Source organism: Neoakkermansia glycaniphila (genome assembly GCF_001683795.1).
Lineage (GTDB): Bacteria > Verrucomicrobiota > Verrucomicrobiia > Verrucomicrobiales > Akkermansiaceae > Akkermansia > Akkermansia glycaniphila.
The window spans coordinates 1-16,806 of sequence record NZ_LIGX01000038.1 but is presented as its reverse complement, the minus strand read 5'-3'; the positions used below and the strand labels follow the sequence as shown (position 1 = coordinate 16,806).

13 protein-coding genes are annotated in these 16,806 nt (G+C 59.3%); 4 read left to right on the top strand and 9 right to left on the bottom strand.

Translation table 11 applies throughout. The features are described from left to right. Positions 1–442: 442 nt before the first annotated feature. The 3 genes from AC781_RS10605 (at position 443) to AC781_RS10595 (ending at position 4,151) form a co-directional block, all read left to right on the top strand. Positions 443–1,258, top strand: coding sequence for a hypothetical protein (locus AC781_RS10605; RefSeq protein ID WP_067777544.1), 816 nt, complete (start codon positions 443–445; stop codon positions 1,256–1,258). A 154-nt stretch (positions 1,259–1,412) separates the two neighbouring features. Further along, a complete protein-coding gene (locus tag AC781_RS10600; RefSeq protein WP_067777543.1) occupies positions 1,413–2,819 on the top strand; it encodes a sulfatase-like hydrolase/transferase in 1,407 nt (468 codons plus the stop codon). Between the two features lie 21 nt (positions 2,820–2,840). Next, positions 2,841–4,151, top strand: a complete 1,311-nt coding sequence (locus AC781_RS10595; protein ID WP_083076978.1) for an Lcl C-terminal domain-containing protein — start codon at positions 2,841–2,843, stop codon at positions 4,149–4,151. Between the two features lie 17 nt (positions 4,152–4,168). Here the strand turns inward: AC781_RS10595 and AC781_RS10590 are convergent, their stop codons facing one another. The 9 genes from AC781_RS10590 to AC781_RS10550 all read right to left on the bottom strand — a co-directional run bounded on the left by AC781_RS10590 (position 4,169) and on the right by AC781_RS10550 (position 15,509). Further along, the gene (locus AC781_RS10590; protein WP_141675888.1) at positions 4,169–5,602 is read right to left on the bottom strand and encodes a DUF4424 family protein; all 1,434 of its coding nucleotides are present in this window, start codon (positions 5,600–5,602) and stop codon (positions 4,169–4,171) included. Between the two features lie 30 nt (positions 5,603–5,632). After that, positions 5,633–7,036, bottom strand: coding sequence for an NADase-type glycan-binding domain-containing protein (locus AC781_RS10585; RefSeq protein ID WP_141675887.1), 1,404 nt, complete (start codon positions 7,034–7,036; stop codon positions 5,633–5,635). Between the two features lie 71 nt (positions 7,037–7,107). After that, positions 7,108–8,460 carry a DUF4424 family protein gene (locus AC781_RS10580; protein ID WP_067777540.1) on the bottom strand — a complete coding sequence of 451 codons (1,353 nt, stop codon included), beginning with the start codon at positions 8,458–8,460 and terminating at the stop codon, positions 7,108–7,110. Between the two features lie 43 nt (positions 8,461–8,503). Then, positions 8,504–9,868: a hypothetical protein gene (locus tag AC781_RS10575; protein ID WP_141675886.1), complete on the bottom strand. Its 1,365-nt coding sequence runs from the start codon at positions 9,866–9,868 to the stop codon at positions 8,504–8,506. A gap of 58 nt (positions 9,869–9,926) precedes the next feature. Beyond that, positions 9,927–11,273: an NADase-type glycan-binding domain-containing protein gene (locus AC781_RS10570; protein ID WP_067777538.1), complete on the bottom strand. Its 1,347-nt coding sequence runs from the start codon at positions 11,271–11,273 to the stop codon at positions 9,927–9,929. Between the two features lie 21 nt (positions 11,274–11,294). Continuing rightward, positions 11,295–12,206 carry an alpha/beta hydrolase gene (locus AC781_RS10565; protein WP_172801777.1) on the bottom strand — a complete coding sequence of 304 codons (912 nt, stop codon included), beginning with the start codon at positions 12,204–12,206 and terminating at the stop codon, positions 11,295–11,297. A gap of 34 nt (positions 12,207–12,240) precedes the next feature. Beyond that, the gene (locus tag AC781_RS10560; protein WP_141675885.1) at positions 12,241–13,155 is read right to left on the bottom strand and encodes an alpha/beta hydrolase; all 915 of its coding nucleotides are present in this window, start codon (positions 13,153–13,155) and stop codon (positions 12,241–12,243) included. Positions 13,156–13,174: 19 nt separating this feature from the next. Then, positions 13,175–14,572: an alpha-L-fucosidase gene (locus AC781_RS10555; RefSeq protein ID WP_083076972.1), complete on the bottom strand. Its 1,398-nt coding sequence runs from the start codon at positions 14,570–14,572 to the stop codon at positions 13,175–13,177. 55 nt (positions 14,573–14,627) lie between these two features. Next, the gene (locus AC781_RS10550; RefSeq protein WP_067777166.1) at positions 14,628–15,509 is read right to left on the bottom strand and encodes an HAD family hydrolase; all 882 of its coding nucleotides are present in this window, start codon (positions 15,507–15,509) and stop codon (positions 14,628–14,630) included. Positions 15,510–15,540: 31 nt separating this feature from the next. Here AC781_RS10550 and AC781_RS10545 point away from each other — a divergent pair. Next, a partial coding sequence (locus tag AC781_RS10545; RefSeq protein WP_218107272.1) for a helicase-related protein occupies positions 15,541–16,806 on the top strand: 1,266 nt, incomplete at its 3' end.

The window sequence follows — 16,806 nt, the reverse complement described above, 5'->3', positions numbered from 1 at the left end:
TGATTTGCGGCCTTCTCGCGATTATTATAAACGGTTGCATGGATGTATTGTTGGCAACTGGATTGTAGGCAATTTCGGAGAAATCTATGATATCAATGGTAATAGCGTTTTCAGATTCTCATTAATGAGTAATACGTCTCCTGAACTCTTATTTGCCACACGAATGGATGAGCGCATCGTCGAGTTTATTGAACATAAACGGCAAAAATTGGCAATCGTCATGCGTAAAGGAAATGCCATTATAGTTTTGGATCCATGCGATCAACAAGAACAACCGAAACCCACAAGATTTTACCTTGGCGAATATTTTCGTGGTAATGATGGTTTAATAATAAAATCTTACGGCGAACAATATTTAGGTGGGTTTGGTGGTTTCGGCAGACCTCTTCTTGATATTGACCCCGTCTGGCCGACACCCATACCGCACCCCTCCAACGAGGAAATGGAAAAATTCTGTGCTACTATCCTCGACATCGCCAGCGGCAAGGTCGAACCCAAACGCGACCTCGAAGAACTCACCCGCCGCGAAGCGCTCCACAACAAACGGGCAAAGGAATGCCGGGAAGCATGGGAACAACACCTGCCCATGCGCGCCACGCAGGAATGGAACAAACGGCAGGAGCAGGAACCGCGACAGTTCGCCCACGTCTTCTGGGATAATGCCAACTACGGCAAAGGAATCGAAGAACTCCTCAAGCTCGAACCCCTCCCCGAACGCAACACCATCCCCAACATCAACACGGGCGTCGGCTGCGAACCCTTCCTTGCCGAACTCATCCAAAAAGGCTTCCAACTCACCGCACGCAAAGGCGGCAACTACCTGATGACCGCCACACTCAAGGACAAGAAAACATCCATCCGCTACTGCATCTACCACGCTTTCAACCCCGTCGATGCACGGCAAACCCTCTTCGCCTGGAACATGTACGCCGACGAGCGAGGAACGCCCCGCATCGTCGAGAAACCCGGCGACTTCACCATGCGGGCAGCCATCGACAACATAAACGTCCGGCCCGGATGGGTCGGAGACTTCGACATCTGCACCAAACCCCGTTTCAACTGGGAAGGAGCCCTCGTGGAAGGCAGCGAGAAATCAGCCGTCTACTTCATGCGGGGCAACACGGCAGCCTACTTCATTGCGGACAACCCGTCCTACGACGTCCGCCCCCTCGCCCGCATGCTCGACGAACAACTGCAAGGCGGGCTCAAACGATCCGAGTCCAAACATTCATCAGGCGAAAAGGGCAAACAGGACTGACGTTCTCCTCATGCCCTGCTCCGACCGCGACGGGTAGGATTCCACTCGTCTCCGGCATTCTGGCCGCATAAAAACAGACACGCTCCATTCATGGCATGTCATTTCATTGTATTTTTTTGCAACTATCATGCACAAGCGGGGTCAACATGGATATATGCGCCTTCTCCTCGCTCTTGCATGGTTCGCTTCGGGAACCGTATCGGCCGCCACGGAGCAGCCGGACAAACGGCCCGATGTCGTGCTGATCGTCTCGGATGACGGCGGCTACTCCGATTTCGGGTTCAACGGCTGCAAGGATTTCCGAACGCCCGCGCTCGACAAGCTTGCCTCGCAGGGCATCGTCTTCCGGAATGCCTACGTCTGCGCCTCGGTATGCAGCCCGTCCCGCGCCGGGCTTCTCACAGGCCGCCATCCGGCCCGCATCGGCCACGAATTCAACCCGCCACAGGGGCGCGGCGACACCGGAGGGCTTCCCCTGCCGGAAAAAACGCTGGCGGATTACCTGCAACAAGCCGGATACACGACCGCCGCCTTCGGCAAATGGCACCTCGGCACCGCACAAGGCATGACCCCGAACGAACGGGGGTTCGGCCACTTCTACGGCTTCCTCGGCGGCTCCCACGACTATCTTCCGGCTGCCGGACGCAGGCCGAAGCAACAAGCCATGACCCTGAACGGCGTGGAAGAACCCCTCGGCGAATATATCACGGATGCCATCTCCACCCGCGCCGCCGACTACATCGGCAACCAGCCGAAAAACAAGCCTCTCTTCCTCTACGTCGCCTTCAACTGCCCCCATTCCCCCATGCAGGCCAAGCCGGGTACGGAAAGCCGATTCTCCTCCATTGAGGACGGCCAGCGGCGCACCCTCGCCGCCATGCAGGCCAGCCTCGACGAAGGAGTCGCCCGCATCGCCACAGCCCTGCAACAGCGCGGCAAGCTCGACAATACCATTCTGTGGTTCATCAACGACAACGGAGCGGGAACCTACTGGAATTTCGACAACGGCGGCCTGCGCAACCGCAAAGGCTCGCTGTTCGACGGAGGCATCAAAGTCGCTTCATTCGTCCGCTGGCCGCAGGGCATCCGCCAACCCGGCATTCAGCAATCGCCCGTTTCCTCGCTGGACATAGCCGCCACCGTCCTCGCAGCAGCCGGGGTACCGCCCTCATCCCTCCACGGCGCACAGGACGGCATCAGCCTGCTGCCCCATTGGCGCGGCGAGGCAGCCGCCCCACAACCGCGCACACTCTACTGGCGGCAAGGCCGCATCGGAGCCATCCGCCGGGGAGATGCAAAACTCCTCCTCATCGACGAACAACCCGCGCTGCTCTTCGACCTCAAAACCGATCCGAACGAAACAACCGATCTCCTTCCCCGGCACAAGGAGCTGGCCGCCTCCCTCGCCGCCGACTTCACCCGCTGGAACCGCCTCAACAAAAAAACCGCATGGGCGCCCACCAGCCAGCCCGGAGTCAGACAGTATGATCCTGCCTCACCCCGGGATGCCTGGAAGCAACGTGCCGCCCGCGAAACCTCTTCCGCCCATGACGGCGAATAACCCACCTCACAAGCCACTCCCATGACCGCCATCACCGCAGCCATCCCCGCCATCCTCTTCGCCCTGCCGCTTGCCGCCGCCGAACCCTCCCCGGTTCCCGCCGCCGCCAAACCCGCAGCGGCACAGCGGCCCGCCCTCTCCTACCCCATCGTCCATACCGGAGTCTCCACCTTCTACGATGAGCAGGGGCCCATCCCGCAACCGGCCAAAACCTCCGCCTGCTACCGGCAGGACGCCGCCCTCCCGTACAACAAACCGTCCTACACGGACAACGGAGACGGCACCGTCACCGACAACATCACGGGCCTCATGTGGCAACAGGACATGGGAGCCAAGATGAAACCCGGCGACGCAGCCGCAGCCGCCAAAACCTGCCGCCTCGGGGGCTACGACGACTGGCGCGTGCCCACCATCAAGGAACTGTATTCCCTGATCCTCTTCTCCGGCACCACCCCGCACATGAACACCGCCAACCCGGACCCCTCCACCATCTACATCGACACCCGGTACTTCAAGCAACCCTTCGGCGATTCCTCCAGGGGAGAGCGCATCATCGACGCGCAAACGCTCTCCGCCACCCCCTGCCTCGGCAAGACCAAAGCGGGATCCGAAAGCATCTTCGGAGTCAACTTCATCGACGGCCGCATCAAGGGCTACGGAGTCAAACCGCGCGGTTCCGGCCGTCCCGGCCCGGACAGAGGCATGCGCCCCCAGCGCCCCGGCATGCGACCGGAAAGGCCGGAGGGCATGCGCTCCGAAAAACCGTGGCACTTCCGCTTCGTGCGCGGCAACACCGCATACGGCAAAAACAAGTTTACGGACAACGGAGACGGCACCATCACCGACCACGCCACCGGGCTCATGTGGCAACAGGCCGACTCCGGCAAGGCTCTGGACTGGAAAGACGCCATGAACTACGCCCTCAACCTGAAGCTGGCCGGGCATGCCGACTGGCGGCTCCCCACCGCCAAGGAACTCCAAAGCATCGCGGACTACTCGCGCGCTCCGCAAACGACGCAATCCGCCGCCATCTCCCCCCTCTTCAAAACGACGGTCATCCGCCCGCACGGCACGCCGGACTACCCGTACTTCTGGACCTCGACCACGCATCTCGACGGACCGAAGGGCAATGCGGGCGTGTACATCGCCTTCGGCGAAGCAACCGGAAAAATACAGGATACCGTGCAGGACGTACACGGCGCAGGCTGCCAGCGCAGCGATCCAAAAACGGGCAACGCCGCCGATTATCCGAAATACCTCGGCCCGCAGGGCGACGAACGCCGGGTGTACAACTACGCCCGCTGCGTCCGCTACGCCGTGCGGCAGAAGTAACAGGCCGCACCCACGCCTCAGCGGCTGGGGTCGATCTTCGGCTCCTTCGCCAGCAGCCTGTACAGCATCAGGCGCGACAGGCAGGTGATATCATGCTTCGTACCCGGTTCGATCCTGCGGATAATCAGCTGGAGCGTCTTCACCTTGCCCTTGAAGGAAGCCAGAGAAACCCATGCGTCTTCCTGCAGGCCCGGTTCGAACACCACCGTCTTCTTCCACGAGCCGTTCACCACCACTTCCATCTCCGTCACGCTGTTGAAATCCGAAGAAGCGTGGGATGCATCCGATGAGTCTGCCGGCATTTTGTCCTTCATGCAAACCCCATAATGATCGACATAGCCGGGCACGATCCTGAAACCGGCCAGCCGTTCGGGCTTTTTCAGCGTCACCGTCACAGACTCGCCGCTCCCCGGCCCCGGCACGCCTTCACCCCATGTATAGCGGGTATCCCAATCCATGGATTCGACCGGAAGACTCCCGGCATCGAATCCGCACGGTGCATCTTCACCCTTCACGGCAGGCAGCGGCTTGCTCGTCGAGGAAGCTTCGAGATCGATCTCACAGGGGCTCATTCCGCGCATCCAGACAGTGCCGCGATGCACCACAAAGTTTCTCAAATCCGCATTTCTTTCAAAATAATCTTTCTGATCCGTCACCACGGAACGCCACGTCTCCTCGACAGGTTCGACGGCAATGCGAATATCATCCGCCAGAGTCGGCTCCAAATCCTCGAACGACCAAACCCACGTATCGCCCTCGCGTTTGAACCGGTTGGCGGGCGTGCCCATACTCACCTCGTCCGCTTCCACAGAACGCGGCCTCACCGTGATTTTCCCCTTGCGGATGGGGCCGCTCCACACCGCCGCCGAAGACAGGCGGTACACCATCTCCCGGCGTTCGACGGATTCATCGGACACATACGACACACGCACCAGATGATTGACCCGGCAGTCGATGGAAAGAGTCAACTCCTCGCCGGGTGCAAACTCCAGCTCGGAAACCATCCATGCCGCAATCACATTCTCGCCGCCCTCATCCGGAGCCACAGCCTGGCTGACCTGACGGAACGGAACTTCCTGCCCGCGAGCCTCCACCCTGTACCGCCGCGGCGCAGTGCTTTTCCGGTGATTCTCTTTGGAACTATCGTACGGCAACATCTCCGCCTCAATAGGGAAACCGAACCGCACCTTCACGGGGCGGTCTTGCGTATTCTTCATTTTGTACGTCACCTTCACATCGGCATAGCTCGTCCAGAGGTCGATTTGCAGGTCTTCCTCCAGCATCGCCACCTGCCCGATCTCTTCCATCTCGAACGGAAGAATATCGCCGTACGCCGAGCCGCGCGTATACCCGCCGCCGTTCGCCTCGGCCAACGAGGGCAGCAAGGCCATACACCCGGCTAAACCGGACAACACGGCCATGCCGAATAGATGGCTTACTTTCGTTTTCATGATGAATGGTATAATGAGAAATCTCTCGAATCAACGGCAAGGATCGATCTTCGGTTCCTTGTTCAGAAGCGTGTAGAAACTCACATCCGAAATGCAGGTCACATCATGTTTCGTGCCCGGATACACTTTTCGAATTACCATACGCACCGTCTTCGCTTCCTCCGGGCATTGCACCAGCGACACCCAACGACCAGACAAATTGTCGGGCTGGAAAACGACGGTCTTTTTCCATGTCTCATTAACGATGACTTCCATTTCCGCCACGCTGCCGTACTCCTTCAATCCCGGTTTGTCGTCCAGATCGCGGCATCCCGGTACGAGGTGGAAGCCCGCCAGCTTCACCGGTGCAGGCAGCGTGAACGTGATGCTCTCGCCCGTGCCGTCTCCAGCTGCTCCTTCACCCCATACGCGGCGTTCCCCGGTGCCGTCCCACAAGACGCCCGCCGCCTTGAACTCGCGGGGCAATCCTTCTGCGGACGGCGGCAAGGCAGGCTGTTCGGAAGAAGCCGTCACCTTCATGCCTTCGGCCGGCAAGCCACGCATCCAGATGCTCCCGCGTTTCTGCACGCGATTTGCCAGAGACGAATATTGCGGCGAATCCGGCGATTCAACAACAGTAGACCCGAGCTCCTGCGTATCCGGTTCCACGGCAATCGAAAGATCGTCCGCCAGAGTCGGCTCCAGATTCTCGAATGACCACACCCAGGCATCGCCTTCGCGTTTGAAACGGTTCGCCGGAGCCTTCACCAATACCTCGTCCGCTTCGACGGAACGCGGCATGATCGTGATTTTGCCCTTGCGGATGGGCCCGTTCCACACCGCTGCCGAAGACAGGCGGTAGGCGATCGTTTTGTATGAATCGACATTGTCCGAAACGGAATTGTGAATCTCAAGATGGGGTACACGGCAGGAAATCGTCAGATCCAGCTCTTCACCGGGCGCAAATTCCAGCTCGGAAACCATCCATGATTCAATGCCCTCCAATTCATCATCCGGATGAGCGAACGTCGACTGTACGGACACGGGTTTGAACGGCTGTTCCTCCTGCTTCACGGGCTTTACATCCTGCCGGACGCGCCGGGCCGCTACTTCGGAGCCTCTCGCCGACACGCGGTAATTCCGAACGCTTTCCTCTTCCGCAAGCCTCGTATATTCGATGGGGAAGCCGAACCGCACCTTCACCGGGCGGTTCTGCGTATTCTTCATTTTGTACGTCACCTTCACATCGGCATAGCTCGTCCAGAGGTCGATTTGCAGGTCTTCCTCCAGCATCGCCACCTGTCCGATCTCTTCCATCTCGAAGGGCAGAATATCGCCGTACGCCGAGCCGCGCGTATAACCGCCGCCGTTCGCCTCGGCAACCGAAGGCAGCAAAGCCATACACCCGGCTAAACCGGACAACACAGCCATGCCAAACAGGCGATTCATCATCATTTTCATCTTCGTAAAATACTTTATTTACTATAACGCGTCAAGCAGCATATCGTCCGAAATAAAACAGCATTTTATTCATCTTTTTCTTCGAGGGGCTTCCAGCTGCCCGTCGGCTTCCTGTCCATATTCCTGTAGAAGCGCAGATCGGACAGGCAGGTGATGTCGTACACGCTGCCGGGTACGCTGTCCTTGATGACGAGTTGCACGGTTTCGGCTTTCAGCGGGCAATCTTCCAGAGATACCCATCTGTTGCTATCGTATCCCGGTTCAAAGCGCACCATGCGTTTCCATGTCCCGTTGACGACGACTTCCATTTCCGTGACGCTGCCGTATTCGGAAAACCATGAATCCAGCCCCGAGTCGCGAATGGGAATGCCGAAGCCCGGGCAGATGAAGAATCCCGCCAATTTCTCGGACTGCGGCAGAGTGACGGTGACGGATTCGCCGCGCCCTCTTCCCGGTACACCCCAGACATGGTACCACCGCTCTGCCGTACTCCGTCGGATCAGCAGGTTCTCCGGCGCAAAGGTCAGCCCCGGAATGTCCACCTCGGATACGGAACCTTTCGCTTGGGAAGTCGCCGATACGGCCATGCCATCCGGCAGGATGCACTGCGCCGCCGAATTGCCTATCTTCCGGGACATGACTCTCTCCCCGGATTCATCGTACAGCACTTCTGCCGGATCAAGCGTGATTTCAAGATCGTCCGCCGTGGTCGGCTCCAGATTCTCGAACGACCATTCCCACGCATGGTTGCGGCGCACGAAACGATGGGCGGGGGCAATCGCCACATCGCCCGCGTCCACGGAGCGGGCCCGCACCGTCACCTTGCCCTTGCCGATCGGGCCATGCCAGACGGATGCCGGAGAAAGGCGGTATATCATTTTTCGGCTTTGCTCAATATCCCCGCTGTATTCCGACAGGTAGGGGACGCGGCACCGGATGCGGAGCTTCAATGCTTCCTTCGGGGCAAATCGCAGGTCGGAAACCATCCAGCCCTGAATCGTTTCCGGCAGAGGTTCTCCATCGAAGAGCTCCTCCTCTTTTGGCGGTTCTTCGGGGTCACGAGGTTGAAGCACTTCACGGTAGCCCGTTTTCCGCTCGCCCTGCACGGCGACGCTGTACTCCGTCACGGCATTCCGGTACGTCGATTCAATGGGGAAGCCGAACCGGACGTCCACGGGTTTGTCCGTCGTGTTCCGCAAGAGGTAGGTGACCCGAATTTCTGCGCCGGACGTCCAAAGGTCGATCGTCAGGTCTTCCGTCTCCATCGCCACGGAGGAAATATCTTCCATGTCGAAGGGAAGGATCGCGCCGGAGCGGACTCCCGACGACCAGCCTCCACCATTGGCCTGCACCGGGGAAACCATCAGGAAACAGAGCGTCGCCAGCAGAGACGGCACAAGGGTAGATTGTATGTTCATGTTGATGATCTGTTGAATAAATTGACACGTTCCGCTTCATACCTTAACGCTCCTGCCGGGCCGAGTCATCCTTTGACAATTCACGGTAGAAACGCATGTCGGACAGGCAGGTGATATCGTACACGCTGCCGGGTACGCTGTCCTTGATGATGAGTTGCACGGTTTCGGCCTTCAGCGGGCAATCTTTCAGCGATACCCACCTGCTGCCATCGTACCCCGGTTCAAAGCGAACCTGGCGTTTCCACGTCCCGTTGACGATGACTTCCATTTCCGTCACGCTGCCGTATTCGGGGAACAGGGATTCCAGCCCCCCGGCAATCGTGGGAGTACCGAAGCCCGGGCAAATGAAGAATCCGGCCAGTTTCTCCGGCTGCGGCAAGGTGACGGTGGCGGATTCGCCGCGCCCTTTCCCCGGCACGCCCCATACATGATACCACTGGCCTTCCCGCTTCGGATTATCCAGCATGTTTTCCGGTTCGAAGGCCAGCCCCGGAATGTCCACTTCGGGTACGGTTCCCTTTGCCTGCGAAGTGGCCGCTACAGCCATGCCTTCGACCGGCACGAACCGAACCGCAGCGCCATCCGCCCCCCGGACGATTTCGTCGCGGCGGCAGCTGTCGTTCATATCGTTTTCCGGATCGAGCGTGATTTCGATATCGTCCGCCTCTGTCGGCTCCAGATTCTCGAACGACCATTCCCACGCATGGTTGCGGCGTACGAAACGATGGGCGGGAGAGATCGCTACATCGTCCGCATCCACGGAGCGGGCCTTCACTGTCACCTTGCCCTTGCCGATCGGCCCATGCCAGAAGGATGCCGGGGAAAGGCGGTAAACCAGTTTCCTGTTCATGGCCGTATCTCCGGTGTATTCCACCAGATAGGGTACGCGGCACCGAATGCGGACTTTCACTTCCTCCTTCGGTGCGAAGTCCAGTTCGGAAACCATCCACCCCCGGCTCATTTCAGGCACAAAAGATTCTGTTGCCTGTTCATCCTCCGAATGTTTGGCGGGTTCGACGCGCCGCATCACTTCCCGGTAGCCTTCCTGAAAGCCGATAAACCGTACTCCCCGCGAGGAAATGCCGTACTCTTTCACGGCTTTGCCATTCAACGCTTCAACGGGAAAACCGAACCGGACGTATGCGGGGCGATCCGTCACGTTCCTCAGGCGGCAGGTTACCCGGATCTCCGCTCCGGACGTCCAGAGGTCGATGGACAGATCTTGCTCTTCCATCACTACGGGGGAAATTTCTTTCGTGACGGGAGAAAGGTTCTCATCGGAATCGCCGGCATCCGTGGAGAGGGGGAGAATCGCGCCGGAGCGAATGCCTTCCGACCACTCGCTCTGGGCAAGAGCCGGAGTTGCGGCCCACGAATACACCGCAGCCAACAGGCTGCACAAGATCATATTTTTCTGTTTCATCGATTGCAATACATGTTCTGGTTCATGAAGATGGGTAAGAGAATCAGCGCAGAGGAGTGATTTTCGGCTCTTTGGACAGTTTGCGGTACAACCGCAGATCGGACAGGCAGGTGACGTTATAGCCGCTGCCCGGGCTGCTTTGCCTGATGATGAAGCGTATCGTCCGCGCTTCCTCAGGGCAGGCATGCAGGGAAACCCAGCGGCTCCCGCCAGCTCCCGGCTCGAAGCGCACCTTGCGTTTCCATGTCCCGTTGACGACGACATCCATTTCTTCCACGCTTCCATATTGCCCGAAGGAAGGGGCTGTCTTCCGGTCGAATTCTCCGCCTCCTCTCTTGACTCCCGGGCAGAGGTAAAAGCCTGCCAACCGGCATGGGCGGTCGAGAGTCACCGTCACGGATTCGCCGATTCCCCTGCCCGGAACTCCCCAGACATACCATTTTCCGTCGTGCTTGTAATCCTGCGGAAGGTTCCGCACATTGAAGGTGATATCCCTTGCTTCCAGCCCCGGAATGTTGCCCGTTTGCGTGGCGGAAGCGGTGATGGAAATATCGTGCGCCAGAATGCTCTGGCCGTATTTGCGACCCTGGATGATGTAAGTTCCCCGGGGTTTTGCCTCCTCGACGTCGTGTTCTTCCCTGCCTCCGTCCAGATCGATCTTGATATCATCGGCCAGCGTCGGCTCCAGATCGGAGAACTCCCATACCCATGCGCCGTCTTTTCTTTTGAAACGATTGGCGGGAGACTCGATCCGCAGGTCATCCTCTTCCATGAACGGGGCGCGCACCGTGATCTTCCCTTTCAGGATCGGCCCGGCCCAGACGGCGGCGGAAGAAAGGCGGTAAACCATCCGCTTGCAGGAAGAGAAGACCCCGCTTCCATGCGTGCAGAAATGGGGTACATTGCACCGGATGCCAAGAGTCAAAGTCTCGTTCGGCGCAAAATCGAGTTCCGAAACCATCCAGCTCTGAATCGTTTCCGGCATGATGGAAACCATAACCCTTCCGTCCTGATCGGGCACCGAATCGTCGGCCTGTACAACTTCCCGGTGAGGCAGCGCCACACCTCGGGCAAGCACTTGATACCCGGATAATTTGTCGCCCGGACTGCTTTCCATGGGGAAGCCGAATCTTACCTTCACCGGTTCATTCCGCGTATTCCGCAGGCGGTAATCGACGCGTATCGACGCACCGCGCATACCGAGATCAATCTCCAGATTTTCCGTTTCCATCGCCACGGCGGCAATGTCTTCCATGTCGAAGGGGAGAATGGAACCGGATTTCGTTCCGTCGATGCTGTAGCCGCCTCCGTTGCCGAGGGCCGGCGAAGGCATCAGAAGGAGGGCGGCCACCAGAGGAGCCGCAAGTTTCAGAGAGTAGGGCAGGTTCATAGGGGAGGGGGAATGTTTGTTTTATTGCTTGAATTGTTTCAGCCATTTTTCGGCTTCCTGCGGCCAGGCATCGGTCGGTTTGTTCTGCTTCCGCATGCCGTAGCCGTGGCCGCCTTTCCTGTAAAGATGGTATTCCACAGGCACGCCTTTTTCCTGTGCGGCGCGCACCATGTCGAGACTGTTCAGCGCGGAGACGCCGTCATCGGCGGATTGCACGACGAACAAGGGAGGAGTCTGCCGCGTAACCTGCAGGTAGGGCGAGCATTTTTTGACCAGCTCCGCATCCTTCGCCTGCCCCAGAAGAGCATTCTTCGATCCTCCGTGGACATACGGCTTGTCCATGCTGATGACCGGGTAGATGAGCATGGCAAAGCCGGTGGCGGGAGATTCCTTGTCGATGGTATCTTTCGTCTCGCCCTGCACGTCGTCCTTCCACGTCGTCGCCAGAGCGGCCAGATGGCCTCCGGCAGAGAAACCGATCACACCGATTTTATTCGGATCGACGTTCCATTCCTTCGCATGCGCCCGCAGTGTACGGATGGCGCGGCGCGCATCCATCAGCTGGTGGGGAAATGCTTCGGGGTGTTTGCCGTCCGCACTGACACGGTACTTCACGGCCATGCCGACAAAGCCCTGCGATGCCAGCCAGCGGCCGATTTCCTCGCCTTCCTTGGCCAACGCCAGATTCTGGTACCCTCCGCCCGGAAAGATGCACACGGCAGGCCGCGGCTTGTCCGATTCCCCTTCGGGAAGGAAGACACGGTATTCAGGCAGGTGTACGTTGGTCACGTGTTCGGCATCCGGATAGTTTTCCGGAGGCATGGCGGCATCGTAGCCGGGCGTATTTTCCTTCGGCTGCCACAAGGGCTGCCATCCGGATTCCTGGGCAAAGGAGAGGGAAGCAAGCATGGTCAAAGCGATGAGTGTTTTCATTTGGAAGGGTTGGCGTTGTGGAGTCGGGAAGCGTTCAGTTTTCGGGTTTGAACTGTTTGAGCCACTGCTCCGCCGCCTGAGGCCAGGCATCGGTCGGCTTGTTCTGCAGGCGCACGCCGTAGCCGTGACCGCCCGTGCGGTACAGATGGTATTCCACAGGCACGCCCTTTTCCTGCGCAGCGCGTACAATGTCCAGGCTGTTCAGCGGGGACACGAAATCATCTGCCGACTGGACGACGAAAAGCGGCGGTGTTTGCTCCGTAACCTGACGGTCGGGGGACACACGCGCCATGCCTTCGCCCTGCACATATTGCTGCGGGAACAAGCCTTTCAGCGAACTGTGCGTGTACGGCCTGCCCATGCTGATCACGGGGTAGATGAACATGCCGAAGTTGACGGCAGGCGATATCTTGTCGATCGCGTCATCCGTCTCTCCCTCGAGCGGCCCCGTCCACGTCGTCGCCAGCGCGGCGAGATGGCCTCCGGCGGAGAAACCGATCACGCCGATTTTATCCGGGTCGATATTCCATTCCTTCGCGTGAGAGCGCACGGTGCGGATGGCGCGGCGGGCATCCATCAGCTGGCGGGGAAATCTTTCGGGATGTTTCGGATCGGAACTGACCCGGTATTTCACCACGATGGCGGCGATACCCTGCTTGTTCAGCCACCCCGCGAGTTCCGAACCTTCGAGATCCAGCGCCAAAATACAGTACGCCCCGCCAGGGAAGATACACACGGCAGGCATCGGCTTGCCGGGACGGCCTTCAGGAAGATAAAGGCTGTAGGCGGGCATGTGGATGCTCGTGGTGCGCTCGGCATCCAGCTTGTACTCCGCAGGAGCGGCGGCATCGTAACCGGGCGTATTTTCCTTCGGCTGCCACAAGGGCTGCCATCCGGATTCGCCAAAAGCCGTTCCCATCATCAGCAAACACATCAATACAGCTTTCACGGAATTCAGTATATCTTTTTTACTGGCGCATGGGAAGCACTTCTCCCTTGCCTGCAAGTTTGACGACCGTTGCACAGGGCATCATGCGGATTTTCGAGACATCCAGCACGGTTCCGCCTTCCTCCTGCCGCACAGGCACGGACGAGCTGTCAGCCAGAGCCTGAGCCGAAGGAGAGCCCTGCATGGCATAAGGAAGCTTCAGGATGCCGTCCTTCGGCATCTCGTACATGATGAGGTAAAGCGCATCTCCCTTTCCGGTGACCACGCCCCACGGGAACGGCTCGGCGAACGGACTCGCCGTCGTACCGTAGATGGCCTCCTGATTGATCTTCATCCATGCGCCGATGGCCTGAAACAGGCGAACCGATTCTTCCGGAATGCTGCCGTCCGCCTTCGGCCCGAGATTCAGCAGGAAATTGCCACCCCGGCTGACGGTGTCCGCCAGTTGCCGGACGAGAACTTCGGGCGTCTTCCAGTCGTTATTGGTCGCTGAATAGCCCCATGTGCCGTTCAGCGTCATGCAGGCTTCCCAGTCGCCACGCACGCCCTTCTCGGGAATATAGTGTTCGGGCGTGGTGAAATCGCCCTTTTCGCGAGCCGTGGCAGTCATCGGCCCGTGGTCCTTGACCGTAGCCGCATCGTAAAGCCGGTTGTTCATGACAACCTGCGGGTGCTTGTCCCTGACCATGCGCAGCAAATCGGACGCACCCCATGCTTCGTCACCCTGAAATCCCCGGGAACTGAAATCCCACCAGATCAGATCGACTGCTCCGTAGTTCGACGTCAACTCACCGATTTGCCGTTTCAGGAAAGCCTTGTAGGCATCATGATTGCCGAAACGGTGGGTTTTCAGATTGCCGGAAGGATACGAGATGCCGCGCGACAGGGCGAGCTTGCCGTCATAGTCGGGATGGTGCCAATCCAGCAGGGAATAATAGTAGCCCGTTTTGATGCCGTTTGCCCGGCATGCTTCGGCATATTCCTTCACGATATCGGCTCCTGTTGCCTTCACGCTGTTGAACTCGCTCGCCTTCGAATCAAACAGGGCAAAGCCTTCATGGTGCTTGCTCGTCAGGACGATGTATTTGCATCCGGCATCCCGGGCCAGCTCGACCCATGCCTTGGCGCAACCGCGCTGCGGCTTGAACAGCGGGAGAGCCTTGGCCGCGTAGCTGTCGCTGTCGAGGCCGGCCATGTTCTGTATCCACTCCACGCAGCCGTCATACTTCCTGCCGTCGACCTCACCGGCCAGCCCGGAATACAACCCGTAATGGATGAACATACCGAATTTTCCGTCGCGCCACCATTGCATTCTGCCATCCCGCTCCTGCTCCGTTTCAGCTGGCGCCGCATGCAGCATGCTTGCCGAGGCGACCGCCACAACAACCGATTTCAATAGATGAGATATTGTAGACATACCATCATACTACGCACATGGCTATCATGTTTTATCATTGATTGAAATAAAACGATCAATAGATCTTGGGCGCGGAATACAGGGATTCCTCCACCGTGCGGCGGCGCGATTCCAGAATGCCGTGGGCGACCGTGCGCACGATCTCTTCAAGAATGAGCGACAGATGGCTGCCTTCGCGGTAGTCCGCCGGAGCAAAGAAATCGACCCGGTGCGAATCCGCCTTCAAGTGGAAGCATTTGCGGAAGCTGGCGCCCGTCAGGTCGTCCGCATTGTACACGGCGACGGTGTGGCCGCCCTGCGCACGCATCACGGTGAAGCACGGCACATCCGTCGGCCCGTCGCCGATGTAGATCATGTGCTTGAAGGGAATGGGGCGCATATCTTCCGGCATGTGGTCGTTCACGTCCTGCGTGTAGTCCAGCATCCCCTTGTTGATGCGGAAGAGGAACTGCGTCTTTGTCGTATGGGAAATCACGCGCTTCGGAAAGTCGATGCAGCCATCCCGCTCGCTGAACTCGCAGCCGAACACCGCCTTCAGATGCGGGCGGATGGAAGAACCGTCGATAATCGCCTTGAGGCCGGAAGAAACGATATAATATTCGAGTTTCAGCCCGGCAGCCTTGTGATCGTCCAGCAGGGCGCGCTGCTCGAACTCGGAAAAGAACTCGGGAATCCCGTTGAAATAGGTCAGCTTCTGCCCAAGGCGCATCAGATCCGCATTGCTCACGCCGTCCAGCCGCAGCTCGTCCAGCAGCTCCTTCAGATAGCTCAGCTCCCCGTCCCAGCCTTCCTCCGCGCTGCGCCTGTTGCACTTCTTCCAGAACTCCGGCGCGGAAATGCCGAACTCGGGGAACACGGTATCCTCCTGCATGTTATGCGGACTGAGGGTCTGGTCGTAATCGAAAATCAGAGCAATGGTATTCTGGGGGACGGACATTTTCTCCTCCAGTTTCTCACAAACGCGCCCGGTGTCAACCGGAAAAGCCGCCTTCGCCATCGAATCCGCCCCGCACCCACCATGCGCCAAGACGCACGCGAGGCTTGCGCCCCAGCCTTGCAGCCAGTACGATAGGCCGCCGATGCCGCCCGAATTCGCCTATCCCGACCTCCCCATCGCCCGCCACCGGCAGGCGATCGCGGATGCGTTGCGGCAGCATCAGGTCGTCGTCGTCGTCGGGGAAACGGGCTCCGGCAAAACCACCCAGCTCCCCAAGATCGCCCTCGAAGTGGCCGGAGACCGCCGGGGCATCCTCGGCTGCACGCAGCCCCGCCGCCTTGCCGCCGTCGCCGTTGCGCGGCGCATCGCGGAAGAAGTCAAATGCCCGCTGGGCGGTTACGTGGGCTACCAGGTGCGCTTCGACGAAAAATGCAACGAGGAAACCCGCCTCAAGCTGATGACGGACGGCATCCTGCTGGCCGAAACGCAGACCGACCGCGACCTCCGCAAATACCACACCATCATCCTCGACGAAGCCCATGAGCGCAGCCTCAACATCGACTTCCTCCTCGGCTACCTCAAACTCCTCCTGCAGCGCAGGCGCGACCTCAAACTCATCATCAGCTCCGCCACCATGGACGCGGGCAGCTTCGCGGAATTCTTCGACGGCGCACCCGTCGTCAGCGTCGAAGGCCGCACCTACCCCGTGGACATGCACTACATGCCGCCGCGCAACGAACAGGAGGAACTGCCCGAACACGTCGCCCGCGCCGTCCACTGGCTCAGCAGCATGGACAACCGGGGGGACGTCCTCGTCTTCCTGCCCGGCGAACGCGAAATCCGTGAAGTCGCCGACAAACTCGCGGGAGAAAACCTCCCCCGCACCGCCATCCTCCCCCTCTTCGCCCGCCTCGGACTGGCGGAACAGCAGCGCATCTTCCAGCCCAAGGGCGGAGAACGCCGCATCGTCCTCGCCACCAACGTCGCCGAAACCTCGCTGACCATCCCCGGCATCATCTACGTGATCGACAGCGGCCTCGCCCGCCTCAGCCGCTACAGCCCCGCCCGGCAGGTACAGCGGCTCCAGATCGAAGAAATCTCGCAGGCCAGCGCACGCCAGCGCGCCGGGCGATGCGGCCGCGTCTGCGAAGGCGTCTGCATCCGCCTGTACAGCGAAGAAAACTGGGAAGAACGCCCCCCCTTCACCGACCCGGAAATCCGGCGCAGCGCCCTCGCCGGAGTCATCCTCCGCATGGCGGACCTGAACCTCCCGCCCCTCTCCGAATTCCCCCTGCCC